We start from the raw sequence: 26,865 nt of genomic DNA, 5'->3' as shown, positions 1-26,865 counted from the left end.
TCTGAATGAAACGTTCAATTTTTTTGAACAAAAAAATGCCACTCATCGTGGCATCCTTTCGCTACTCATTCAATTATCCTGCTTAGCATTTATAATTTTTTTTAAATAAACAGATTATGATTGGCTTGTGATGCTTGTCCAAGATAGTAACCGACACCACCAATTTTAACTTGGTCTATTAATTCTTCACGCTGAATTCCCATTAAATCCATGGACATTTGGCAGGCAACGATCTCTACTCCTTGTGCAATTGCGCTCTCAATCATTTCTTCCAATGAAGGCACATGATGTTTTTTCATCAAACCACGGATCATCTTCGGGCCTGCTCCGAGCATATTCATTTTGGACATGCCAAGCTTCTGGCTGCCGCGAGGTAACATCATATCAAACATACGGCCGATCATGGTTTTGGATAACTTCTGCGGCTGCTGCTTACGAATAATGCTCAATCCCCAAAATGTGAAAAATAGAGTTACTTTCCGTCCACTGGCTGCTGCCCCATTTGCAATAATGAGTGAAGCGATCGCTTTATCCAGATCGCCACTGAAGACTACCATTGTGCTGGCAGGATCGCTGACGGGAGAATCCGATACGGGTTGTGCTGTATTTTTAGCAATGACAGACTCAATCGTACCGCCTTTCAGTCTTTTCAACTGCAAGATTGTGGAACCCGACATCGTGGCCCATGCTTTGACATCTTCATAAAAGCCTGGATCGGAAGCTTTCACACGAAGGGTTTCTCCGTTTGAAAGTTGATCCATTTTCTGCTTAACCTGAATCAGGGGACCAGGACAACTTAATCCGCATACGTTCAACTCATGATCAATACGTTGCAGCTGTGCTGAGTCAGTGGGAATAGACTCCTTTTCTTTCGCGTCTATCACAGGATCATGCTGCTCTTGTGTTGTAGCAGTAAATGGAGCAGGCTTAAACTGGGCTTGACGGTATGTTTTATAACCACCACTCAGGTTTTTTACGCTAAAACCATGCTGACGCAAAATTTGCGAAGCTGTATAACCACGTAAGCCGACTTGACAGTATAGCCAGATTTCTTTAGATGGGTCTAATTCATCTAAGCGTTGACGAAGCTCATCAACTGGAATAGAGAGTGAATCTGGAATATGACCATTTTGATGCTCGATTTCACTGCGAACATCCAGAAGTATCGACTGCCCCGGCTGACGATCAGCCAGTTGATTATAGGTGAACGTCTGAACACGTCCGGTGATCATATTCTCTGCTGCATATCCAGCCATATTCACGGGATCTTTGGCAGAAGAATAAGGTGGCGCGTAACTCAGTTCAAGCTCTGTCAAATCCCGTACATGTCCTCCAAAATGAATGGCTACAGCAATGTCATCAATTCGTTTATCCACTCCATCATAACCAACTGCTTGTGCGCCCAAAATTTTACCTTCCGGAGTAAACAGCAGTTTAAGAGTAATCGCGCTTGAACCCGGATAATACGATGCATGAGAAGCAGGGTGTACAATAACGGTTTGATATTCCACGCCGAGACGTTGCAGTGTTTTTTCATTACTGCCTGTCGTGGCTGCGGTCATTCCAAAGACTTTGATAATGGATGTACCTTGTGTTCCTTTATAGGTAGAAGGAAGCCCTGCGATACGGTCGGCAACAATACGGCCTTGTTTGTTGGCAGGTCCGGCAAGTGGTATCGTTGCCTTCGTACCATGAATGGTTTCCGTTACTTCGATCGCATCCCCAACAGCATAGATATGTGGCACGCTGCTTTCTAAAGCTTCATTTACGATAATATGTCCACGTGCACCCAGCGAAACGCCGCTATCTTTCAAAAAATAGGTGTCTGGCGTTACGCCTATCGCAAGAATAACCATGTCTGCTGTCAACACATGACCATCCGCAAGTTCAACCCCTATGCCCTGCTCCAGGGAATGAAATCCCTGAACACGTTTGGAAAACAGCAGGTTCACACCATGATTCTCCATTTCCTGTGCCAATGCGGCTGCTAACTCGGTATCATAGGGTGTGAGTACTTGTGCGTTCCCCTCAATCAGCGTTACATCCAGACCAGCTTCCTTTAAATTCTCAGCCATTTCCACGCCAATAAATCCACCGCCTATGACAATCGAAGTCTTGTTGTTAGAAGAACTTACCTGTTCTTTGATCCGATCAATATCTGGAATACTTCGTACGGTATAAATTAGTGGATTGTCCTTGCCCGGAAGATCAGGAATGATCGGTTTTGCACCTGGTGACAATATCAACTCGTCATAGCTTTCTTCATATGCACCGCGCTCCTGGGACTGTATCTTAACCACTCGCTTCTGCGAATCGATAGCTACGACCTCACTTCTTGTACGAACATCGATACGAAAGCGATCTGCCATCCCTTTTGGCGTTTGCACCAGCAGACGCTCTCGATCTTCGATTGATCCACCTATATAATAAGGTAAGCCACAATTGGCAAATGAGATATAGGGTCCTTTCTCAAAGATAATAATCTCGGCATGTTCATCCAGACGGCGAAGACGTGCAGCTGCAGATGCACCTCCAGCTACACCGCCAACAATCAGTACTTTTTTGCTCATGATTCACAATCATCCTTTTCAAATAAAGTTTTAATAATCTGTTCAACCCGTTTGTCGGCAAGCACATAGTTTACTTCAAGACCATTCCGCTCCGTCGCAACAATACCAGCACTACGAAGTTTCTGGAGGTGTTGAGAGACTGTTGATTGGGGAAGATCCAGACATTCCTGCATATAAGAAACATTACATTTTTTTTTCATCATCAGTCCCCGCACTATGCATAAACGAATGGGGTGAGATAAAGCTTTCAGCAGATTAGCAGGTTCATCGAACTGTTTAATGTTATTGCTGTCAAAAGCGGGAGTGTTCAAAAGTATTCCTCCTAAATCGTTATATCGTAATAATACGATTTATTGATTCTCATGTCAAATGTATTCTCGAGTGAATGCGTTCAATAAGTTCATACCCGCTCAACCCTTCGGCTTTGACTTGATTCAGGTGGATGATAAAAATGCCTGCCAAAACCGCTAAAAGCGATATTTGACAGGCAACCATGCTGTATCAGGCATTTATTAAATAGCGATTCAATTGAACGGCTTATGTTAGAGTATGATAGGCTTCATCAGTCCGTCCTTACCAAAAAGAAGCGGGTCCATACATATTTCGCGGTGATACCCCTTTCCAGAGGAGAATCTGGACAGTGGTGTTACAAAACGGTGATAGGCAATCTGGTATTGACCCGTTTCGGAATCAATAAATATACAGTGATGACCTGTGCCCAGCATGCCCCTCTCCACATTTTTGCTCAGGATTGGGTATCGATAGGTGATTGGACCATATAGCTGCTCTGCCGTACCGTAATTCACATGATAGTCTTCGCTGCCTGTGTCATCACAGGACCACGTAAAGTGGTATAGTCCACCCTGCTTCAACACGGTTACCGCCTCACGAAAATCATGCAAGCCCGCCAGATTGCTCATTGTGTCCTCTACGACACTTATCATGTCTTCACCAAGCTCCACAATGGCAGCATATCCATTACCAAATAGCAGATACGTTCTTCCATCCTCTTCGACATAGATGGAGGGATCAATGGCCTGACCCATGGTGATGCCCAGACGTTTCAACTGCTCCATTGTGATTAAAGGCTGTGACTCAGCCAGGAATGGACCAATCGGTGTATCTGCTACAGCAACGCCAATGGCACTCTCGCCGTTCAGCATTTTGCCACAGAAATAAAAATAGAACTTTCCGTTTCGGCTGGCAATTGCCGGTGCCCAGGCATTACCGGTTGCCCAAGTGACATCCTCTGTTCCCAGATCAAGGATGACACCTTCGTCTTGCCAATGCTTCAGGTCTGAAGAAGAAAACACCTTGAATTGTGTCCCTGACCACCCCTCGAAGCCATCTGTTGTTGGATACATATAGTAACGATCCCCAAACTGTGCGATATCAGGATCGGCATATTGTCCGGGGAGCACTTGATGACCATCCCCGAAAGCCGCGAGAAGCCGGCTGCACTCCTCAGCTGTGATTGGCAGGACACTTCCATGCCGCTTTTGAGTCGTTCCCATATCGAATTCACCATCAGGGACGATTCGGAATTCTCCACTTCTTAGATCTGTAGTCAGCAGAGGAAGATACCCCTTGCCTTCAGCAAATCGATCAACAATCAGGCACCATTCCTCCCGGTCATTGAATTTAAAGATTTGAGGTCCCTCCACACCTGCCACAGCCTCCAGTACCGGGGCTTGAAGCGTAACAAACGCCCCTTTGTCGAGAGAGTCTCCTTTTTCTACCCGTATGTTTTTGGTTGTTTCATCCTTGGAGTATCGATAATAAGAGCCATCCGCTGGAAGAATCGTTGTATCAATAATATGATTATCCCGCTCAATGTATTTTTCCGATGCGGAGAACGTACGAAAGTCTTTTGTGCGAGCGCTGTATATTTTTTGCTTTCGTTCTTGCTCCTGAGGTTCCTGCGTCGCTGAAGCCCAGAATACAAGAAACTCATCTGCCATTTCATCATACACAGCTTCTGGTGCCCAGACACATCCAGCGCCCTCAACACCTAGTGTAACGTTCCATGCGGATGACCAGTTTACGAGATCGCTGGATTCCCATACAATTACGTCACGGCTCCCGGCATTAACGGCTTGAGACCATCCTTTGCCGCTTGCGATGCGTAGATCCGTAGCAATCATATAAAATTTATTATCCTTGACTGAACGAACCAGAAATGGGTCCCGTACCCCCTTTTCTCCAAGGTCGGAAAACAGCACAGGCGAGCCGCCATTAAGGTCCTTCCAGTGAAGACCATCCTCGCTATAGGAGAAATAAACCTGCTCTCCGTCTGGTTGTTCGCCAATAAAATGTACAAAGAGATACCCATCATAAGTTGGAGTTGTTTTGGTCAATGGTAAAGAGCCTCCTGAAAGTGAAATTGATTTTATACTAACAGTAAATATAAAAATGAAAGCGTTCTACATATGTTGTATCTTACTTCAAAAACAGTAGAATGAGTATATTTTTATAATCTCGTATGTTGCAGATCATGTGAATCTTTCGGCGGAAACATTTGCCCTGATTGGGATGTTTGACTTGCTCCTTATGCAAAGAATTAACGCATCACCTTTATTTTACCTCAGGTATACAAAATTCTTGGTTTTCATTTACAAATAAATGCTAACCTTCTTAGTGATGAACAAATGAATATAGATTCATGCATTCATTTTTGTTTTTGAGATATTACGAGGAGGAATCATTGTGAAATTATCCAAAAGAGTATTACCAGCGGTAGCGCTGACTCTGGCTGTATCGGCTTCCACTCTCTTGTCCGCCGGACAAGCAAGTGCCGTTCAAGCTGTAAGTGTAGAGAAAAAACAAATCAAGAACATCATCTTCCTCATTGGGGATGGCATGGGGACCTCTTATACTTCCGCCTACCGTTATATGAAAGATGATCCTTCGACGAAGGGCATGGACAAAACCGTATTCGACCCTTATCTGGTTGGAGCACAAATGACCTATCCTGATGATGATAAACAAAATGTGACGGATTCCGCTTCCGCAGCAACGGCCATGTCGGCAGGTGTAAAAACCTACAATGCGGCCATTGCGGTTGACCCTGAGCAGAAGGAAGTCAAAACCGTACTTGAGCAGGCAAAAGAAAACGGCAAGTCCACCGGACTCGTGGCTACGTCGGAGATCACTCATGCCACACCAGCTGCATTTGGTGCCCATGATATCAGTCGGAAAAATATGGATGCTATTGCGGACGATTATTATGATGAGTTGATTAATGGCAAGCATAAGGTGGATGTACTTCTGGGTGGAGGGAAATCCAATTTTGTACGCGAGGGTCGTGACCTGACGAAGGAGTTTCAGAAGGCCGGATACAGCTATGTCACGGATCGTTCCTCTCTCCTTGCTGATAAGAATCAACAAGTGCTTGGACTGTTTGCGGACGGAGGTCTGGACAAGTTGATTGATCGTACTGCTGCAACTCCATCATTGGCTGAGATGACCAATACAGCGATTGATCGTCTCAGTTCTAACGACAAAGGATTCTTTCTAATGGTCGAAGGCAGCCAGATCGACTGGGCAGGACATGATAATGATATCGTTGGCGCGATGAGTGAAATGGATGATTTCGCAGCTGCATTTCAGGCAGCTATTGATTTTGCCAAAAAAGACGGTGAAACACTTGTCGTAGCTACTGCTGACCACTCCACAGGCGGACTTACGCTTGGAAAAGACGGAGAATACAACTTCTTCGTAGACCCGATCAAAGCTGCACTGCGGACCCCAGACTTCATGGCAGCACAAATAGCAAAAGGTGCTTCAGTTGAAGAAACACTGAAAAGTTATCTGAAACTGGAGTTGAAACCGGAAGAGATTCAATCGGTGAAAGAAGCAGCCCAAAGTGCGGATGTAACAAAGATTGATAATGCCATTGAAGCAATTATTGATAACCGTTCATTTGCGGGCTGGACAACAGGTGGACATACAGGTGAAGATGTTCCGGTCTATGCCTACGGCCCGGCAAGTCATCGCTTCGCCGGTTTGATCGACAACATAGATAATGCCAAGATCATATTTGATATTCTCAGCAAGCACCAGTAATACGATAATAATTCAATAGTTTAGGATCATCCCTTCTCTTCTTTCATCCGAAGAGAAGGTTTTTTTTCATTTCTGAGGGTGTCACTCGACATCAATGGGATGTTTGATTTGATCCTCATAATAATCCATATAGATCCTGCCGTCGCTTCCTTTTACCGCATAGAATACGTCGCTTATATTTTTACTTTGTGATTCAAGCTGTTGCACCAGTTCCTTATCAGATATGCCGTTTAGTTCGAGATTCTTGCTTAACATCTCCCCGTCCATAATTAACTCCACAGGCATGTGTTCAGGATTGGACTCTGCCTTCTTATGAACATCCTCAACCGTAGCCGTTCTATACTTGGCTTTTTTCATGACCGAAACTTGTCCATTCACTTCGAGTAAGGCGTACTCCACTTCCTCCATGTTGAAAATATCTTTCTGTCTTAGAATTTAGTTTAAGGAATCCAATGTCAGTTTATTTTTGGCGAGATTATTTTCAAGAATTTTGCCGCCTTCAATTAATACGGTAGGGGAGCCTTCGGCCAGTAAGCGAATTTTTCTGCTTTTCAGATTTAATTTGGATAACAGATAAGAGGTTCCAGTAAAAACAATTAGAGAAATAATCAGATGTGTGACTTCTATTTTTTCGTTAAAAGCTAGATTGGCAGCTATGGCTCCCATGATGACTGCGGTGACAAATTCATGGAAATTCATATCAGACAACGTTTGTTTCCCCAATATGCGCGCAATACCCAATAGAAGCAAGAAGGCAAAGATACTTCGGATGAAGATGATAAGATGTTCGTACAATACAAGCACCCTTTCACTCGTTAGATAATTATGGAACTCTTCTGAGTATTCACCCAATCATCCTTAAATATGTTGCCTTATGTATAACAAATGAAACAAAACAACATGATCCGTTATAATTAGAAAAATGATATAAAAATGAAAGCGGTTGATAAACCATGAAGCATTACATGAAGCAGATGCTTGTCACTAATCTGGACCGTACACTGCCGATCTATTTGGAACAAACCGGTTATAACGAATGGCAAGAAGAATTTGATAGACCTGACGGCTATCATTGTTACCACTGGCTGCAAACGACAGGCGGTGAAGGGCACTTTGAATGTGCGGGGAACACGATGACACTTGGGCCTAATCAGGGAATTCTATTGCCACCTCATGTTCCGCACCGTTATTACACATCGTCACATCCCTGGTCTACTTGGTACATCACATTTAGTGGTGATTTAGCCCCAACGATCATCTCTTCCCTGGGATTGGCCACATCCAAGGTCATTCGTTGGGAAGGCGATTCCAGGCTATCCAGAATTCATAACACTACCAGCCGATTGGCGAGGCAGCAGTCCGAATTCAGCGGAATGAACAGCTCCACGTTTGTGTATCGATTTCTAATGGATCTGAAACGTTACGGACAAGTGGACAACCAACGCTCTTATTCCCAACAATCCTCGCGACTGGCACCCTTGATTCGATTCATGGAGGAGCATTTTCATGATGCCTCAATCGGCTTGGCTGATCTGTCGGAATATGCAGGCTTAAGCTCACAGCGGCTTAATTACTTGTTTCGTATGACGACTGGAATGAGCCCTTATCAATATCTGATCCAACTGCGAATCCAGAAAGCCAAGGAACACTTAATGAACAACAAACATATGACCATCAAAACCGTTGCTTCTCTCGTGGGATTTCTGGATGTGAGCCATTTTGTCTCTACCTTCCGAAAGTTTGAGAATATTACGCCCCAACGTTTTCGTGAACTCCATTAATCAGAATCAGTTTCATTTTATTATATGAACTTCATTTTTTATTATATATATTATCCGATCATCAGCTATTAAAATGATTTGTATATTTAATATTATTATATGGCGGTGATCAGGATGTTATATGCAGGCGCTAACTACCACCCCCACGACTGGCCGCGCGAACGCTGGCAGCACGATATCGACTTGATGCGTGAAGCTTCGTTTACAATCGTTCGACTCGGCCATTTATGCTGGGACAGCTTCGAGCCATCGGAAGGAAACTACACCTTTGCATGGTTTGACGAAGTCATGACCTTGTTTCACCAAGCCGGTATTCAGGTCGTTCTGGATATTGCAACCCGTCCGGCTCCGACTTGGCTGCACAGAAAGTATCCCGAAATTTCTTTGAGTGCTCCGAGCGGCCTTCGTATGGAAGCGCAAACAAGATATATGGAGGATGTCGGTCATCCAACCTTTCAAGAATACGCTTATGATTTTGCCAGAAAACTCGTCATGCGCTACCGGCATCATCCGGCCCTTTATGCTTTCGGATTATGCAACGAGTTGGGCTCCGGTGCTCCATCCTATTCCAATGCGGCCCGGGACCGATTCGAGGTCTGGCTTCGTAATAAGTATGCAACGGTCGAGCAGCTTAATGAAGCTTGGACTGCACAGCGCTGGTCCCGTAAACTGAACAGCTTCAGTGATGTGGTCCTCCCGATTTCGGGACAGGTCAAAGGTGCACCAGAACGCCTTCTGGATATGGCACGTTTTTACTCCGATGAGACGTTGGCTTATATGCAAGGATTAAGCGACATCGTGAGGGAATTAGCTCCAGACGTCAGAGAAACAACGAACCACTGGTCGGAAAATCCGGGCTACGGTTTCGATTATCTGAAGCAGTACCGGGAAATGATCGACTTGCCGGGCATTGGCTTCTATCCCGGGACCAATCCCGAAGATAAACAAGCGCTAACTGCTGCGTGTTTCTTCATGGACCATCGTATCGGTGAGTTGGATCGGCCGATCTGGTGTCTGGAATTCCAGACTGGGGACTTTGGCGGCTACGCTTCTCCACCGGGTGCGATGCGAATGTACGCGTACCTGTCTCTGATTCACAGAGCGCAGGCCGTCTGTGCCTGGACCTGGCGCACAATGCTGGGCGGCGAAGAGCAATATGTGTTTGGTCTTGTGGATCATGATGGTATACCCGGCTGGAAATATGATGAATTTGCACGGATTGCACAGGAATTCAAACGGCTGCAGGATCTGGATATGCCAAGAAAAACAAACCCGGATATTGCGATCGCGTACTCCTTTGAGACGCTAAAGGTTATGGCTGGCAATCCAAGTTATTACAAGACCGATTATACCGGGCAGGTTTTGCAAGCATACAGCGCTCTGGAACAATCCAATCTGGATTGCAACATCGTCAATCTGCGCAGCCTTCATCAAAACTACAAGGTGATTATCGTACCCGGACACGCGATCATGGATGAAGAATCGGCTGCAACACTACGGGCTTTTGTTGAACAAGGGGGTACCGTTATCATGACGGCTTATTCTGCCAAAGTCACTGCGAACAATCGGGTGTTTGATACTACCCTACCAGGAGGCTTGAGTGATGTATTTGGCATCCGCTGTGGTGCATTTGTTCGAACACGCAGCCATACCCCTTGGGAGAATGCCGGAGGTTTGGAAAAAACCGAGCTTGGCCTGGAGCGTGAGAAGCCGGTCATCGTCATGGATTCGGAAAACATTCAGCCTGATATCGATTATTATGAGATCCTTGAGCCGCGTACCGCGAGCGTCATCGCCAGTTTTTCAAATACACGTGAGTCTTCCCCGGCGGTCACCTGCAATAAATACGGACAGGGTCAGGCGATCTATGTGGCCTTGCCTGCCAATACAACGTTTTTGAGTGCGCTTCTGCATCGTCTGTATCCAACGCTTGGCATAGTCAAAGGTCCCGCCACACCATCTGGTGTCGTGGCTCGTCATCTGGACAACACAAATACCCTCTATGTCAACACAACAGGCAAGTTGCAGACGGTGCCCCTTCAAGAAACAGCAATGGGTATGCTGTCAGGCCAGACCATAACCTCTGAGTTGAAGCTTGAGCCCTATGATGCTGAAATCATTCAATTCATTTCAAATTAAAGGAGATGTTACTCATGAGCCACTCCATTCAGACTCTAGCCAATATCACCCCATCCGACCGTCAATTGGCCTGGCAGGAGCTCGAATTTTATTCATTTATTCATTTTGGAATAAATACATTTACAGATAAGGAATGGGGATTCGGTGACGAATCACCTGCCCTCTTCAACCCTACCGACTTTGATGCCACGCAATGGGTAGAGGTGTGCAAATCTGCAGGAATAAAGGGTCTCATCCTAACCTGTAAACATCACGATGGTTTCTGTCTCTGGCCAAGCGCATATACGGAACATACGGTTAAGAGCAGTCCGTGGCGCGAAGGCAATGGCGATATGGTAAAGGAAGTCGCTGAGGCTTGCAGGCTGGGTGGTCTGGCATTTGGCGTATATCTATCCCCGTGGGATCGTCATGACCATCGATACGGAACCTCCGAATACAATGAATATTTCAAGCTGCAGTTGCGTGAACTGTTGACCTCCTATGGCGACATCTTCTGTGTATGGTTCGATGGTGCCTGCGGTGAAGGACCGAACGGATTGAAACAAGTGTATGATTGGGATGGCTACTATAAAGTCATTCGGGAACTGCAGCCAGGTGCCGTTATATCCGTATGTGGTCCGGATGTGCGCTGGTGTGGAAATGAAGCAGGACATACACGGGATTCGGAGTGGAGTGTTGTTCCGGAGGAACTCAGGGATTGCGAGAAGATTCAGGAGGCTTCGCAGCATGTGGATGATGGACAGTTTGCCAAACTTGCTAACTCTCGCGACGAAAATCTGGGCAGCCGTGATGCTGTAGCTGGAAAACAGGTTACTTGGTTCCCTGCCGAAGTTAATACTTCGATTCGGCCGGGCTGGTTCTACCACGCTGCTGAGGATGACCAGGTCAGAAGTCTTGAGAAACTTCTGGATATTTATTATAAGTCTGTTGGTGGTAATGCTACGTTTCTGTTAAATCTGCCTCCAGACCAACGCGGCAGAATTCATGAGAATGATGCCAAACGGATGCAAGAACTTGGCGATCGACTTCGTGCTACGTTCCACCATAACCTGGCCTTCGGAGGACACGCCACTGCATCAGAATCGCTTGATGAGAAACATGATGCCACGCATGTGCTGGACGGGGACAAAACGACGTATTGGTGCCCCATGGAAGGAACCGAACACGCTGCCATTGAGCTTGATTTATTGGAAGAGCATACGTTTGATACGATCCTGCTTCAGGAGCATATCCGGTCTGGACAGCGCATTGAGAAACTTCACATCGAATATCTTGATGGCGAGATATGGCGTGATCTGTGCGACTGTACCATCGTTGGATACAAACGGATTTGCCGCTTTCTCCCTATCCGAGCAAGAAGGCTCCGTTTGATTATTGAAGAATCCAGATGGTGTCCGACATTATCTGCTGTTGAAGTTTACTTAAGTCCTCAAGATGTGAATAAATAATAAAAAGGTCGCTTATCCTTGTTGGATAAGCGGCCTTTTTGACGTTCGGACTCACACATGCCTGTTCCGAAATTGCTAATATGCATTATATCCCATGGAGTTGGTTACCTTATACAACAACACTTGCATTGAAGGGAGAGAAATCCGATAAATGCAGTTAATGATTGGTTATTGTGAGCTATAGAAGTAACAAGCTTTGGAGGAGAAAAGCATGTTAGGAAACATTCTGCTCGGTATGGTCATTCCCATTATATTGGGTGTATGGATTCTGCGTCGGAACTTTACAATCCTTATTCTATATTATCCACTTGGTGTGGCTATTTCAGCATTCATCAACAATATCGGGTTTAATTACTTCTGGAATATTCTTCCAAACACTCGTAATCAATCCTTGGCTGCTCTTCCAATGGATCTTGGAATCTATCCGATCGCCGGCTGTCTGATGATGTATACGATTTTAGAAAAAGGTGCCAAGCCATGGTTGGCGATCCTCATTGCATCATTGTCGCTGACATTAATCGAATGGGTTGCCAAAATGATGGGACATGTCATTTATTTTAATGGATGGAACATTCTTTGGACCTTTTTGTCATACCTCCTGCCATTTGTTCTTGCTTATGGTTATAGTAAAATATTGAGGTATATCAAGTGAAGTTTCACTGAAGCTTTCGACTAATAAGGTGGGACAGATGATATGGGTTAACGCTGATGGGCATACGTGCATATCTTAACTCATATTCGTCTTGGAGGGATTCGTAATGTATGTGGCATATCCTTATGGTTACAGGTACACTTTTACTCCGGTATGGGCAACATCATCAGCCGAAGCACTTGAATTAATCAAAACGGCTGTGCAAGGAGAACGAAACGATGAGATGTTCTATGATTCTCTGATTCAGTTGTCACCCGATGCCAATCAGGCAGCCATCATCACGAGCATCCGTAATGATGAACGTGGACATAATCAAATGTTCCGCCAAATGTACAAGGATCTGATAGGTCAGGAGGTTTCGGGCGTAAGCAGTGAGCCTGTTGAGACGGTCACCTCTTATCTTGCCGGATTGCAAAAGGCGTTTCAGGGTGAATTGGCCGCCGTGGAAAAGTATAGAAAAATATGGTTTGGTCTCCCGTATGGCATATATAAAGATACGGTGTGGGGAATCATCCTGGATGAACAGAAACATGCGGATAAATATAACAATCTGATTACCTACAATTTGCCGAGATAGTCATGCATGGGATATATAACGCGCGGATTCTTTTAAAAGTGAAAAATTGAAATCAGCAAAAACCAGTGAATGAGTTACACTTCACTGGTTTTTGCTTTGCCGAGCCTCTCTTTTATAATCCTGAGTCTTCCAAAATATCAGGTTCCACGTGAACGTGAACGGTGTAAACGTCATGCTCCTCCATCAACTCATTCTCCACATCTGTACAGATATCGTGTGCTTGTTGAAGATCCAGCTCTGCATCAACTGTTATGACAACGTCTACTACAACGTTATTGCCATAGTTCCGCGCTCTCACGTCTTTAACCGTCTCTACGCTGTCAATTCCGGCAATCGTTTTTTTGTACTCCTGAATCAGTTCAACATCAAAACCGTCCGTCAGATGATGTGTGGCTTCCTTGAAAATGTCCCAAGCGGTCTTGCAGATCAGGAAACCTACGATGACAGCCGTTACAGGGTCCAGCCATGGGAGGCCGAACTGGGAACCCACGATCCCAATGACCGTACCGGTGCTCACCCAGGCATCGGAAATGTTATCACGAGCTGCAGCCATGACCGCCTGACTTTTAATACGGGAAGCAAGTCTCTTGTTATAGCGATAGACCAGATACATGACAACCGCGCAGAAAATGCCTGTGTACGCAGCGATGATATCCGGAGATTCATGTGTCCCCTGAAACACAGAACCAATGGCTTCAAACAGTACTTGTAAACCTACTGCCATCATAATGAAAGAAGCAACTAGTGACGCAACGGTCTCTGCTCTCCAGTGACCATATGTATGATCTGTGTCGGCTGGGCGTTGGGCAAGTTTCAAACCGATCAGTACAGCTATTGAGGCCACAATATCGGTGGCATTGTTTAATCCATCCGCCTTGAGCGCTTCTGATCCGGCCATATTGCCAACGATCAGTTTTAATACGGTCAAACATATGTAGGCGATAATGCTGATGATAGCTCCGCGCTCCCCCAGCTTTAGATTATCGTATTTAAGTTGATCCACATGATATCCTCCTGCAATCTTCAAATCTAGCACGTGTATGATGGTATCATTGATGATTTGTGTGGGTCTAGAGAAACGTTTTGAGTGTGACGAAACATAATCTGAAAGCGGCAATTTTTTTACGAGCATCCAAAAAAGTTGGTTTTGGCAAACTTAAGTGATTTATGGGTGGTAAGAGGACGTTGGCCGACTGCCTTCTCTTGTAACCACACTTTCTTGCACTTAGACAAAAAGAGCCGAATGGATTGTTTTGATCCACTCGGCTCTTAGCGTTATTTTACAATAATTTGTATAATATCACTTACCCTTGTTCCACTTCCATTCATAATTCACTGCCATTATTCAGAAAGTGTCGGTTCACCTTGCGCCTCATTTGCAGGCAGTTCCGAATCTTCGGAATGACGTTCGAACATAACTGCATCAACCCTCGTATAGATCATATCCGCAGGAAGCGTTGGCGGGTCTACCGTTGTAGGCGTAACCCTGGTTAACCGGACATATTCACTGCCGTCACCCGTAAAATCGAACGTTCCCAGATTAACCCAACCCGATGAGCCGACCGTTGCATCCATATAGATGACCTCGGTACCCGTTTTATGCTTCACTTCCACTTTGACATTATTATCGTTTCCCGTCGTATGGACAAGTTTATAAATCGAGACCGTATATTTCCCCTCTGGAAACTCGCCTTTCCACGTCGCTGATGATCCTTGAACTGTTGAATAGCGGGATTTAACCCCAATTTTGTATCCAGCTAAATTGCTTTGGCTCCAAGACCCTTCTGTCGTGTATAACCCTGTTGTATTTGTACTGTCCACGATAACCGTTAGGTCCCTGATCGTTAAGGTCAAAGGAGGCGTGGTTAAGGTCACTCCGTCAATCGTGACAGTAGCCCATACCTCAATGTGATCCGTGTTCCCATCGAGATTAAGAAGGGTCAACAACCCACTGTTATTCACTTCGGTCAGATCTGTACGATCGACGAAATACTGCACATCAGCCTGTGTAAGATCACCGACCAAACCGTTATCCAAATAACCGGTTACGCTCAGTTGCGCGGTTTGAGTCATCTGCAGCTCGTTCCGATCAGACATGATCACAGCAGACTCCAATTGCGGTATCCGGTTTGGGTCCACCCACATGACTGCATCAGCAACGACTCTGGACTTGTTGGCCTTATTGGTTAGTTCCACGTACCCGCTATCACCTGCAGCAAAAGGATAATCCCCAAGGTGCACCCAAGTACCATTCGCCGTTGTCTCATCAACAGTAACCGTTTCGGAGCCCCCGCTATAATAAACGGTAAACGAGGCATTTGTTGCCCAATTTTCACTCGTTGCGGTGATTTGCGGAATCTTGTAATACACACTGTAAGTGACACTTTCCGGCAGCTCAGGCCGCCATCTCATTTTGCTTGTTGCTGTGCCAGCCGTAGATTTGGCATACACATAGTTATCATAATAATAATCGTTAGCCGTCGTATCCCTTATCCAGACACCTTCTGTCTCCGCCTCCGTATTATCCACAATGATAGATGAAGTATCCTGCCCATCATCGGGTTGAACTGGAGTTTCCGATACCTGATCCGGCAGATAGAGTGTCCGCTTGCGGGTCTGTTTCCCCTCCGATTCCACATAATAAGTGAAGGTCTGGGATAAGTCATTCACCCGTATCGACCATTCCATTGGGTATATCGTATCTGGCACGGTTGTGTACGTGGCCCCGCCATCCAGGGAATAATGGATTGTCGCTGGTTTCGTTGTTTTGGCCTGCACATAAGCATCATAAACCGTTTCGTCAGGCTTAACGATCAGCATGCCTTTAACCGCATCAATTGGACTGTGGGTATCAAAGAAATAACTTGCATCCGATGTATCTGCCGTTCTGACCTGATGCAGCGGTACATCAATATCGAGTCCCTCTACAATGATCGCGGTGATGCCCTTGCCTGAAACCGTGGCTTGAATGATTCCACCACTCATAACCGTTTGCTCTGGTGAACCATTGTCACGGATGATCGTTACGGTGTAATCTTGTGCCGGGTTGAATCCAATGATTTGTTCATTTAATTCAATTGGAGTCTGAACTTCTTCTGAAGATGCGTTGCTTAACCCGATGTAGAATTTATCGCCGCTCTCACCCGTTATCCAATTCAATTGAGGATGATTGGTCTTAATAATCCCCTTGGGCATCCAAAGCCAAACGTCGGAATTACCATAAAATTGACCTGGTTTATTCCCATAGAGGTGATATTTGAACCATAAAAAATTTGTTTCAAAAACAGAAGGAAATGTAATACTCCCGTTTGATTTCAAGGATTGTTCGCTAATCAAATAATCCATCGTTTGTCCAAGCTGCCCCGGGATATGGTGATAATAGATGGATGTAGCCCCACTTGGGCCTTTCAGAGGAAAGTCCGGTTCAAGTTGGCTAACAGCGAAGCCTTTATAGTAATAACCTGGATAACTGGAATATCGTCCAATAACCGCATTATGAGCAATATCCTGAAGCAGCTTATCCCCTGTATAGAGCGACAATCTCAGCATGAATGGAGCTTCCTGAGCATTCATCCGATAATAGCCGGTTGTACTTCCTGCTTCAAACGTCAATCCGCTTGGTGAAACAAGCCAACGCTCCGCTTGAACCCCTCCGGCGATATCTTCTGGAAGCTTCAGTCTAGGATATTGAAATTTACCACTTTCCGGCCAATGGAACGACTCCGCGTAATTATATGTCTCCGGCTGAGGAATCGTAACGTTACCTTCAGGGACGGGGCGAGCAACAAACATGGTTGCATACCGTTTGGCTTCCTTATAAGCGGCATTCAAGTATTTGGGATCCTGCGTTTCCTCATATAGCTCCAAGATCTCCATCCACAGCTTGCTATAGTAATAAATGAACTCATTTTTACTCACATCGACGGATGCAGGCGTATCGATATGTTGCGTGATATAACTGTCGGCTGCATCCTTTGCAGCTTGCAAATACTGCGCATCTCCCGTCATCCGATACATCATCAGAGGTTGAATAACAGGCCCCCGGTCTTTCTGGTCAGGATCACGTACGAGGTATTCTTCCTGTGCCAGCGCCCCAATGCCTGCCGAAGTGGCCATCATCTGATTGACAGCGGCTACACTTGAAACATCAAACGGCAGGGTAGCCATTTTCCATAACGATGGCACACCATATACTTTTTTCTGCGTTGGTGACCAACCGATACCATTTCGCGATACGCCATACTGGACGGATGGCAGTGCTCTCGTATCATATAACTGGTCATCCCCAGTTAAATAATAAGCTCCCAAAAGAACTGCATTCGAGCTTGTTCGAACGCTATCCTCGTTTTCGATATCAATAAAACCCTTGGCGCGACTCCACCACCCGCTGGGTGACGGGACATAGTTAACAGTGTCGTCCCCTTGCGGCTCAATCTTGAGCAAATCGATCATATTAAACATCGCGTCAGTAAGCGATTGATCTGACACATTTTTCCGATATGCCGAATATTCGTACTCATTCCGAAGAATATCCGTGTAGGACTCATACAGATTACTTTTTTGCGCGATTAACCCCATATGAAATTGATAGGTGTTTTCTGCGGTCATTTGCGAATATGCCCCTAATTGAGGCGCATACAGGATTGGCTGCACGTTGCCTTCATTGTTGACCAGGCTCATGCCCAGCCGTTGTTTCGTAACGCCTCCCGTCGGCTCAAATTCAACCGGTAACTCTTCCGAAGGTACAAATACCCCATATGTCAACGGATTCCCTGAATCATCATTCTTCTCAATCAGGCTCATCGGAGCGCTCAGCTCTCTCAAGCTTGTGGATTCCACTGTACCTACCATTTTGGCATGTGACCTGAATCCATTTAACACTTCATTGATGCCCGAGACTGCCTCTGTTGTGAAGGACTGATATCCAATCACATAATTTCCGTCGCGGCGAGGCGTAAAGGCAAAAGAAACATCTGGTTTATCCCCTGCCATGGACCAGTTCACTTCAAAATCGTAATCACTGCCATGCGTAGAATCGGTTAATACCGCCGTCTGGCCGTCAGGAAACGTGATCCCGTCGAATGTAATCCAGCGTTTGTTCATCGTATCATAATAATTGGTTCGGCTCCCCGCATTCCCATCCAATAAAACCCATTGTTCCTCAAGTCTTTCCGATTCATTATTGATTGGCATCCAGTTTCCCGTGTTCGTGTTCTTGTAGAACATGTCACGCACGATGGTTTTACCTTCATCCCATACTGCCTCATAGAAGGTTGCCTTGTAATTAGCATTTTCGATGCTACCTTTCTCTGTGTAACTGAGATTCGCTAAGGTACGGCTTCTTAGTGGGGGGAGCGGTGGTGCTTGTTGACGGATATTCCCCTCGAACTTGACTGCATCAGCCCGCGTAATAATTGTACCCGTAGAAGGCTGCGTTCGAGTCAGCCTGACAAATTCGCTATCATCACCACTAAACTCATACTCCCCCAGATCCACCCATCCGACCGATGGACCTGACGAAGGTCTAAGATCCATAAACTTAACATCCGTTATCCCGTTATGAACAATCTCAATCTTCACATTACTGTCAGCTTTATCCGCCCAATCCAGCTTATAGAACGATATTCTCGCCGTCCCTGCTTCCAGGCGTGGATTCCATGTGATGCTTCTATTTACGGCGTCTGTAAATTTGGAACTGGAATTATTGTATCCCTTCACTCCTGCGCTTGTGGTCCAATAAGGAGCGGAGAACCCGTTACTGACGTTGCCTGAATCAACAGTGACGACATGATCAATTGTGAGGCTTCCATCATCAATAATGATCGTCTTATGTGGCTCTTTCTGCCCTATATTCCCTTCAAACTTGACCGCATCAGCACGTGTAAGGATTGTGTTTGTGGTGCCGGTAGACCGGGTCAATTGAACAAATTCTTCACCAACTCCGGAAAAATAGTACTCTCCCAAATCAACCCATCCCGCTGGTGCGCCAGATGAGGGTCTTAAATCCATAAAGACTACATCCGTTGTTCCATTATGAACAATTTCGATTTTTACATTGCTATCAGCCTTATCCGCCCAATCCAGCTTATAGAACGAAATTTTCGCTGTTCCTGCTTCCAGGCGCGGATTCCATGTTATCGTTCTGCCTGCTGTACTCGTATATTTGGTGCTGGAAAGATCATACCCCTTCACTCCTGTGCTTGTGGTCCAATTTGGAGCCGAATATCCATTGTTCTCGTTACCCGCATCAGGTGTCACAACATCATTGATCTTAATGCTACCGTCATCGATAATAATGGTCTGATAAGGTAAGGTCTCCGCGTATGCGGTCCTTATTCCGATCAGGCTGAAAGGAACTACGATCGTCAACATGAAAACGATGAAGAAAAACAGCTTCCTTTTGACCATACAATTCACAGCCTCTCCTCGTAATGATAACGCTTCCAAATAATGAGTTGCCTTCTGCCTAGTCCCACTCTGTCGTTTTTATCTTAGCATGTTACATTACCGTGAAATTTCTTTCATTTTAAGAATTTCTTATACGATTTTAAGTAAAAAAAGAAACCTACATCCTAATTGATTGCTCAGTTGCAGTCAGATAGAATATAGGTCTTCCAAGTGTTCCGAGTGATCCAGTAAATTATAATGGCGGCTGAACCAATAACAACTTTCCAAGGTGAATGACCGTTTGATCATACCAAGCTGGATGCTGTCGAACATGTTCCATACTTCGTTCATTGCCACTAGCCTCAAACACGGCCGCTTTGTCAGTTTTCTCGTGATCGATCTCGAAGCGAACTGTATGTTTCCCATTGGGTAGCTCCGGCAAGAAAACATATTGATTTCGATTATGATCGTTGTAGGGCGTGAATCGATCAATAAGGAAGGGTTCCCCTCCATCCACCGACACCTTCAATCGGCCAGAATCCGGCCCCCCGATATCAAATAAGCCGATGTGGGTTCCCTCAAACTCCACTGTGACCGTCTCTCCGGGATCAACTGCTCGCCATAAACCGGGGAACAACCAATCATACTGGCTTACTAAGGCAAAATCATCGGGAGTCATGTAAGACCATCCTGCCGAAAAATGACTAAAACGATCCAGTGGCAGCATGTTTGCATACTCCCAAGGATTGGCCGGGACCAAAGTGTCCTGCGGCAAGTGATGTTCGACCTTTCCCACGTGATCTCCAAGTTCACTCATTTTCTCAAACGACCGGGTGATGGTATCTGTGTAGATCTGATGTCCTTCGGGAATCGTGGGATGGATCGAATCATGCGTGAAAATAACGGCTCCGGGGATGGACACGTCTGCCCTTGAAGTGAAAATAAGCTTTCCATCCGAAACCAATTGACTGACCGCTACGCCCAGATGAATCGAAGGAATGCCGTAATAGTCGGCGACTTCCTCCTGCATAAGAGCGCCCTTCTGGTATTCGCCGGATTGAAATGAAGTCAAATCCCGCTCCTTGATCGTATATACAAACAGGATATCGATAAACCGGCTGCGCTTGCGAATCTGTCGGACAATGCCTTCGATCCGCGCCTTGGATTCGGGAACTCCGCCATCGTTACCAACAAATTCAACAAATACGAGATCAGGCTGATGACTCAGTACATCTGTCTCCAAACGGGCACAGCCGAGGTCCGATCCTGTCCCATCAATGCCTGCGTTCACAGCGCGGATATCGGCATGGGGATATTGCCCTCGCAGCCAATCCGCCGTCATGACCCTGTATCCTTTCGAACGTGTATTACTACCGCCAAAATAAACGATGGTCACGGGTTCCCCATTTTCCAACTTCTGAATCACATTAGGTAGCCCTCTTCGTGGGAAAAATTCTTTCATCTCGACTTCACCCGCCCTCACTTAGTGTTTTTAGGAGCAAAAAATTTTACAGCAAACACTTCATAATAAGGCGAACCATACGTTGCACAAAAATCAAACCGGATTTGGATTACACCTTGTGCATGCACCTGATGTTTGTTCAACGAAAGATAATTCCCGCGGACTTTAATTTCACTCTCGGTTCCGTCCTCTAACGTTAGGGTCACATCATAATCTTGGATCAGTGGCTCGATTGGATCGTCGAAATGCTCCAAATTAAGCTGCGAATTGAAAACAAGATGGATTTCATCCAGATTTTTGGGGCTTCCAAAACCAAATTCCAACCATTCCTGTCCTTCTGTACGTTCAGAAATCCAGCCGTTCGGCAGACCATAAGGTCTAGAGAAGCCGTTGAGGACATTCGCAGGGTTATACATATCCTGGGATGGAATCAGATCCTTGAAGCAAATGCTCTTATTAAGCTTCTTTAGCCTGGATGGCTCTTCCGGTCTATAAAGGAAGCTCAGCGCTCCAGTCATTCTCTCTTCATTGCTGTGTACAGTAAGGCCCGCCGTACCTTCCAATACGATGTAGATTTTGTCGTCTGCTGGCTTCTTGCAGCTGAGGTCCAGTGTAATCCAGTCATCCTGACCTGCTGAAATCACTAGGTTGTAGCCTTTCAGCTCGCTGGTGGGAATATAGTTTTCCTTTCGATCCCCGCCAAACAGCTTCACATGTAACGTTTCCGAATGCTCGGAACTATTTTTGATTTTGATCTGCACGCTTTCTGCCATGGATGTCTTAATCGGCAAGACCAAACATAACGCTTTTTCCAAGGAGATCTCTTCGGTTGGATGAAGTTGTTCATAGCTTCGCTGAGACGAGGCACGTATCGTTAATCCGTCAGCAAAATAAGGGTCTAACGGCTCTTGGATGCCTACAATCGTCTGCCCGTCTCGAAGCAGTTGTGCTTGAAGCTCGCCCATATGGGCATTGACGATAGCCGCGGGGTCTGTCTCGTATTTTGAGCATAACGCAGCAGCTGTTCCTACCGCCTGCCCCATACAACCACAGGTTGCCATTACCCTTGTAGATCCAAAAGCGACATGGGTAGCGCTTATATTGCGGCCAGCGAACATAAGATTAGGAATATTACGTGAAAACAAGCTGCGGAAAGGGATATTGTATAATCCCGGCACAAAATTCCACGCTGTAGCCGGTCCGTCATCGTAGATGCCTTTATTTGCATGCAGATCCATATACCAGCCTCCGACGGATACCGCATCTTCGAAATGAGTCTTTTTCGTAAGATCGTTCTGAGACAGCATGTGCTCCCCTATAAAACGTCTCGATTCCCGTTTTCCCGGAATGGGGCATACATAATCCAGGATGAGATTATCTACATCATCAAACTCACCGCTATTTTTGATATAATCCCATATCCCGTACACCAATTTCCGTAGTTCCAATGCAATGTCTTCATTATTCTTGATAATATCCATATGTCCGCCGTATTCCAGCCACCACAATCCGCCAAGTCCGTTAATTTTCCTTGGAAAAGACCGATGGTTTAATCCTTTTCTGATACTATCAAAAAACTCCAGCTTCGTAATATCATACGCAAAGCCAGGCCTTTTGTAAGGAACGGAATAGTTTACGTCACGGGCTTGAAACAGAATCGTATCGCCCATCGTGTAATGATCCGCCACTTCTGGAGCGAGCTCCTCCTGGTATTCATGCTTCGCCTCTCTTCCCCATCGGAAGTGAGCACCTGCTTGGTATCCAACAATTCCATCACCGGAGCAATCAATATAGGTTGGGCTTTCAAAACGAAATTTTCTCTCGGAAGCCAATTGAAGGCCCTCCACCCATTGGATTCTGCCGTTCTCCATGCCCGTTTCATGCACACATGTATTCAGAAATAGAGAAATGTTGGGCTCATCATAAACCATGTCCAATAACACCGTATCCGAAAGCGAAAGCATAAGTTTTTTGTTATATAACGGATTATAATGAAAGATCTTCAGTTTGAGTTCTTCCACCAACCCGCCTTCGCGAGCATAATAGGATGGACTGTTTCCGAGATATGCCGACCCGTTGATATGAACTCTGACCTCGCTGCTCGCATTTCCCCCAAGAACCGGCCGATCATTGATAAGTGAAACCTGCAGCCCTTGGCGTGCGGCAGCAATGGCAGCACAGATCCCGGCAATTCCTCCGCCTATGACGGTTACATCTGCTTTCATAAGTTCCATTTTGATAACCTCCATGATTAGATGCTCCTATCATGGTAATGGTTTTGCCCCCTTTTTTTTTACAGGATTTCGCGAAAAAATCATACATTTTTTGCATCCTTATTAGGATTTCTACCGTGTCATTTTTATCCGATATTGCTTAGGTGTATCCCCCGTATATTCTTTAAAAAGTTTGCAAAAGTACCCTTCATTGACGATACCTACTTCCTCGCACAATTCCAACAAAGAATAATCCTTCACATTTAACAGCTCGAGAGCGAGGTTGATTTTTTTACGATTGATGTAACTGATCACGCCTTCGTTCATTGTTTTTTTGAATAAGCTGCTAAAATATGATGGCGCTAGATTCACTTCCTCCGCAATTGCTTCCAGCGTTAAGCGCTGTTTCAGGTTTTTCTCTATATAATGCATAGCACTCATGATTTCTGCACGATGTAACAGTTGGCCCGCGTGCACGTATTCGAATGTGAAGTCACCAATATAGGCGAGCTGCTCCTGAAAAGCCATAAATTCCATGGGGAAGTCTGGAACTTCCGTGGCCATCTTATTCCCCGATTTAAATTTCACGGTAATGTCTCTGTACAAGTCTCTAATCATTGGCGTCATGATGGACTTGTGGATTTTATGGTCCGTAACAAATTGCGACAGATCGGCAAGTGCATTGTCCAGCTCTTCCCTGGAAATCTTCGTCTTCAGCCGTATAAGAAAATCAGTCAGCTTCTGCTGAAAATCTGCTTTTTTGTCATTATGGTATTGGAACCGATGCATCGGTGTCTTTACGACTTTCTCGGTATGATAATAGAAATCCTCACTCACATTTGTAGCTTCCGTGTACGCCTGTTTGATCGATTCCCAGCCTCGGTGTGGACCTCCAAAAGCGATAGATACCCTTTGATTCAAATATTGATGCAAATGAGAGATGATCTGCCCTCCCAAGGATAGGCAAGCGTATTCCGTTTCCATATCACTGCGGTTATTTTCCCAGGATAAAAAGCCAATAAAACGATTATCAGACAGATCCGCAGCTACACCGCTGCCACCACTCATCACCGTTTCTTCGATGATATTTGTAATCGCATATTTCAAGATGTTTTGATCTGCGGCCGCGTATTCGTTTCGGAAACTTTCATACGTATTCATCTCAACGATGAAGCAGCAATAGTTGGCTTGAAAGAAATGAAACTGCATGCGATTGGCAAAATCCGATGCCCGATGAGAAGGAATTTCACCTCGGATCAGTTCGTTAAAAAATTGCTTACGGACTCTATATTTATTTTCAAGTACGGATACGTTTAACGAATGAAATTCCGCTTCTTTTTTCTCAAACTCATTTAAAATTCCAGCTGCCTTATCCAACGCTCGATTTAGATCGGCTTCCCTTAGCGGAACCTTTACAATGTACTCCAATACGTTGGCTTGAATGGCTCGCTGGGCGTATTCGAAGGATGAATAAGCGGTCAGAAGTATGTACTGGGTATGGGGGAGCTCCGGCTTGAGCTGCTCAATCATGGAGATTCCGTCCATTCGCGGCATGACAATATCGGATATGACGATATCCGGCTTAAGTTTGATGATCTCCTCGATCCCATTCAGCCCATTATTCGCTTTTCCTACCAGAACAAATCGTCTATCCCTATGAGAGAGCTCACTGAAAAACAATTCCAATCGTTGAATGATCAGGTCTTCATCGTCAACAATGAAGCAGGTATACTCTTTCCCCATTATGCATCTCCTTTTTGCAATTCTGCCGGGAATAATGCGCGTATGCGGGTTATTTCCTTAGGTATGCTGATGATCTCTAGTCCGAATTGATCTCCGTAGTGAAGTCTTATTCGACCATGAATATTATTCATTCCGATCCTTTTTCTTTTTACTTCCTCTTCACTCGGTTCTGAGATTAAAATATGCTTTAATTTGTCGGCCGGAATTCCCTCACCTTGGTCAACAACTTCTATGATCACGATACCGTCTTCCCTGTACGCATGAATCGTAATAGGTCCCTCAATCTCGCCTCCGTTATAACCATGGAAGATACTATTCTCCACAAGGGGCTGCAACAACATTCGGAAAACCGGAAAATCCATTAACCCTGCTTCGATATTTTCAATCAAATTGAAGTTTCGGTTATACCGAATGTTCTGGATCTCGATATAGTCCGCTACATTGCGTAATTCCTGGCGTAGGGAAACCTTCTCAGAAGCATCGTCTATCCCGTATTCCAATAAAGAAATGAGCGACCCGATTACCACATCGACTTTCTCTATTTGTCCGAGACGTATCACATTGCTGATCGAACCAAGCGTGTTATACAGAAAATGTGGGTTTATTTGAGACTGTAACACCTGAATTTCCAGCTTCCGCTCAAGTTCATTATGAAGCTCGGCTCGGCGAATAAGTTCAACAATCTGCTGAAGCATACGATCGAATGCCCGTGAAAGATCGCCAAACTCATCGTTTCGATTAATTGTTATAGTCGTTGTGAGGATGCCTTGTTCCACCTGCTTCATTTTTGTTTTGAGCGTATAAAGTGGTTTTCTTATATATTTGGCAACCAAAAAAGAAATGAACAAACTTAAAATAAAACCTGCAGCGAGAAGCTCGAGGTAATAGGTTTCCAATCTGGACAACGCCGCTTTTAAGCGTGATTCATCGTTGATCGAGATGATGGTCCAGTTGAATTTCTCCGTTGGTTTTTTCAAAAGGGAGACCGGAGTATAATCCTTGGTATACAGTTGAAGGTTTGTTTCTGCTGTATCCAGAATTTCTTCCGCTGACGTCTCTCCGATCGAAAAAGAATGATCTTGAATATTCAGAGGTCCTTTATTTTCAGAAAATCCGGCAATGATCTTACCTGACGCAGTGATCAGAGCGAGATTCATTTGTTCCTGTTTATTAATCTTAAACAAGGTTTCTTCAATGGCATTTAGATCCAAATCAACCGCAATGGCCATAGGAAACGGAGCACCGTTCAGATATCGAACCATCGTAACGGTCCAGCCGGAATACTTCGATTTGTAAGGTTCACTAACAAAGGTAGTCCTTCTATTCTTGTCAGCCGCATCAAATAAAGGTGCTCTTTCAGATAAAGGTTCATCAAATATTCGAGTAGGTGTACTTCCACCCAGAATGGATAAATCGCTTTTGATCAAATAAATATTACTGACATAGATACTGTTGAGTTCATACAGCTCCCTTAATTGCTTTTTAATCACTTCGGTATTGTTAATGTTGGCTTTCACTGATGTTTCAACTGAGAAGAGAATCGTCTGGAAGGAGGAAAAATTAACGGTAAAATACTGGTCAACCTTGTCTAGTATTTGATTGGTGTAAAAAATGTCATTGGTTCTTATTTCCTTTTGCACATAGCGATAAGACAATTGGCTTATCAAGATGATGCAGCCTAATACAAAGGCAAATACGATAAAAAATAATTTTAAAGGCAAGCTGATTCTTCTTCGCATTCATCATCTTCCTTTTAGTTCCGTTTTAAACTAAGAATAGCATATGCTAATAAAGAGAGGGGCTACGAATAGCCACTCTCTCTTCGTTT

The 26,865-nt window shown here is 45.0% G+C and carries 15 protein-coding genes and 1 pseudogene; 6 read left to right on the top strand and 10 right to left on the bottom strand.

All coding sequences use genetic code 11. The annotated features are described in order from the left end of the window. Positions 1-101: 101 nt before the first annotated feature. From MKY92_RS15775 to MKY92_RS15765, 3 genes are all read right to left on the bottom strand, one after another. Positions 102-2,570 carry an FAD-dependent oxidoreductase gene (locus MKY92_RS15775; RefSeq protein ID WP_339296826.1) on the bottom strand — a complete coding sequence of 823 codons (2,469 nt, stop codon included), beginning with the start codon at positions 2,568-2,570 and terminating at the stop codon, positions 102-104. Further along, on the bottom strand, positions 2,567-2,881 hold the full coding sequence (locus MKY92_RS15770; protein WP_339296825.1) for a metalloregulator ArsR/SmtB family transcription factor: 315 nt from the start codon (positions 2,879-2,881) through the stop codon (positions 2,567-2,569). Before MKY92_RS15770 ends, MKY92_RS15775 begins: the two co-directional genes overlap by 4 nt. A 231-nt stretch (positions 2,882-3,112) precedes the next feature. Further along, positions 3,113-4,927 (bottom strand): family 43 glycosylhydrolase, encoded by a 1,815-nt coding sequence (locus MKY92_RS15765; protein WP_339296824.1) that lies wholly within the window; start codon positions 4,925-4,927, stop codon positions 3,113-3,115. Positions 4,928-5,276: 349 nt separating this feature from the next. Here MKY92_RS15765 and MKY92_RS15760 point away from each other — a divergent pair, with 349 nt between their 5' ends. Beyond that, positions 5,277-6,635: an alkaline phosphatase gene (locus MKY92_RS15760; RefSeq protein WP_339296823.1), complete on the top strand. Its 1,359-nt coding sequence runs from the start codon at positions 5,277-5,279 to the stop codon at positions 6,633-6,635. An 81-nt stretch (positions 6,636-6,716) separates the two neighbouring features. Here the strand turns inward: MKY92_RS15760 and MKY92_RS15755 are convergent. Next, positions 6,717-7,430, bottom strand: a pseudogene (locus MKY92_RS15755) (DUF421 domain-containing protein). 170 nt (positions 7,431-7,600) lie between these two features. On the opposite strand from MKY92_RS15755, the gene MKY92_RS15750 reads away from it, so the two are divergent. From MKY92_RS15750 to MKY92_RS15730, 5 genes are all read left to right on the top strand, one after another. Further along, complete coding sequence (locus MKY92_RS15750; RefSeq protein WP_339296822.1) at positions 7,601-8,416, top strand: AraC family transcriptional regulator; 816 nt, start codon at positions 7,601-7,603, stop codon at positions 8,414-8,416. Positions 8,417-8,515: 99 nt separating this feature from the next. Next, positions 8,516-10,555 (top strand): beta-galactosidase, encoded by a 2,040-nt coding sequence (locus tag MKY92_RS15745; protein WP_339296821.1) that lies wholly within the window; start codon positions 8,516-8,518, stop codon positions 10,553-10,555. A 14-nt stretch (positions 10,556-10,569) separates the two neighbouring features. Further along, a complete protein-coding gene (locus MKY92_RS15740) occupies positions 10,570-12,003 on the top strand; it encodes an alpha-L-fucosidase (protein WP_339296820.1) in 1,434 nt (477 codons plus the stop codon). Between the two features lie 211 nt (positions 12,004-12,214). Further along, positions 12,215-12,655, top strand: a complete 441-nt coding sequence (locus tag MKY92_RS15735) for a CBO0543 family protein (RefSeq protein WP_339296819.1) — start codon at positions 12,215-12,217, stop codon at positions 12,653-12,655. Between the two features lie 106 nt (positions 12,656-12,761). Continuing rightward, positions 12,762-13,232 (top strand): ferritin-like domain-containing protein, encoded by a 471-nt coding sequence (locus MKY92_RS15730; protein ID WP_339296818.1) that lies wholly within the window; start codon positions 12,762-12,764, stop codon positions 13,230-13,232. A 112-nt stretch (positions 13,233-13,344) separates the two neighbouring features. Here the strand turns inward: MKY92_RS15730 and MKY92_RS15725 are convergent, their stop codons facing one another. The 6 genes from MKY92_RS15725 to MKY92_RS15700 all read right to left on the bottom strand — a co-directional run bounded on the left by MKY92_RS15725 (position 13,345) and on the right by MKY92_RS15700 (position 26,776). Further along, positions 13,345-14,235, bottom strand: a complete 891-nt coding sequence (locus tag MKY92_RS15725; RefSeq protein ID WP_339296817.1) for a cation diffusion facilitator family transporter — start codon at positions 14,233-14,235, stop codon at positions 13,345-13,347. A 338-nt stretch (positions 14,236-14,573) separates the two neighbouring features. Further along, positions 14,574-19,604 (bottom strand): hypothetical protein, encoded by a 5,031-nt coding sequence (locus MKY92_RS15720; RefSeq protein WP_339296816.1) that lies wholly within the window; start codon positions 19,602-19,604, stop codon positions 14,574-14,576. 268 nt (positions 19,605-19,872) lie between these two features. Then, entirely contained in the window at positions 19,873-21,081 is a 1,209-nt protein-coding gene (locus tag MKY92_RS15715) for a GDSL-type esterase/lipase family protein (RefSeq protein WP_339296815.1), read from the bottom strand. A 17-nt stretch (positions 21,082-21,098) separates the two neighbouring features. After that, positions 21,099-23,330, bottom strand: coding sequence for an FAD-dependent oxidoreductase (locus MKY92_RS15710; protein WP_339296814.1), 2,232 nt, complete (start codon positions 23,328-23,330; stop codon positions 21,099-21,101). Between the two features lie 96 nt (positions 23,331-23,426). After that, the gene (locus MKY92_RS15705; protein ID WP_339296813.1) at positions 23,427-25,037 is read right to left on the bottom strand and encodes a response regulator; all 1,611 of its coding nucleotides are present in this window, start codon (positions 25,035-25,037) and stop codon (positions 23,427-23,429) included. After that, positions 25,037-26,776 (bottom strand): histidine kinase, encoded by a 1,740-nt coding sequence (locus MKY92_RS15700; protein WP_339296812.1) that lies wholly within the window; start codon positions 26,774-26,776, stop codon positions 25,037-25,039. Before MKY92_RS15700 ends, MKY92_RS15705 begins: the two co-directional genes overlap by 1 nt. Between the last annotated feature and the right edge of the window lie 89 nt (positions 26,777-26,865).

Origin of the sequence: Paenibacillus sp. FSL R5-0623 (assembly GCF_037974265.1) — a bacterium.
Lineage (GTDB): Bacteria > Bacillota > Bacilli > Paenibacillales > Paenibacillaceae > Paenibacillus.
This window is presented reverse-complemented; position numbering and strand designations above follow the sequence as displayed.

Coding starts and splice junctions, on each gene's coding strand:
- MKY92_RS15715 (WP_339296815.1), bottom strand. CDS start 21,081: ATGAAAGAATTTTTCCCACGAAGAGGGCTACCTAATGTGATTCAGAAG.
- MKY92_RS15750 (WP_339296822.1), top strand. CDS start 7,601: ATGAAGCAGATGCTTGTCACTAATCTGGACCGTACACTGCCGATCTAT.
- MKY92_RS15700 (WP_339296812.1), bottom strand. CDS start 26,776: ATGCGAAGAAGAATCAGCTTGCCTTTAAAATTATTTTTTATCGTATTT.
- MKY92_RS15745 (WP_339296821.1), top strand. CDS start 8,516: ATGGCGGTGATCAGGATGTTATATGCAGGCGCTAACTACCACCCCCAC.
- MKY92_RS15720 (WP_339296816.1), bottom strand. CDS start 19,604: ATGTTGACGATCGTAGTTCCTTTCAGCCTGATCGGAATAAGGACCGCA.
- MKY92_RS15710 (WP_339296814.1), bottom strand. CDS start 23,330: ATGGAGGTTATCAAAATGGAACTTATGAAAGCAGATGTAACCGTCATA.
- MKY92_RS15740 (WP_339296820.1), top strand. CDS start 10,570: ATGAGCCACTCCATTCAGACTCTAGCCAATATCACCCCATCCGACCGT.
- MKY92_RS15775 (WP_339296826.1), bottom strand. CDS start 2,570: ATGAGCAAAAAAGTACTGATTGTTGGCGGTGTAGCTGGAGGTGCATCT.
- MKY92_RS15705 (WP_339296813.1), bottom strand. CDS start 25,037: ATGGGGAAAGAGTATACCTGCTTCATTGTTGACGATGAAGACCTGATC.
- MKY92_RS15735 (WP_339296819.1), top strand. CDS start 12,215: ATGTTAGGAAACATTCTGCTCGGTATGGTCATTCCCATTATATTGGGT.
- MKY92_RS15730 (WP_339296818.1), top strand. CDS start 12,762: ATGTATGTGGCATATCCTTATGGTTACAGGTACACTTTTACTCCGGTA.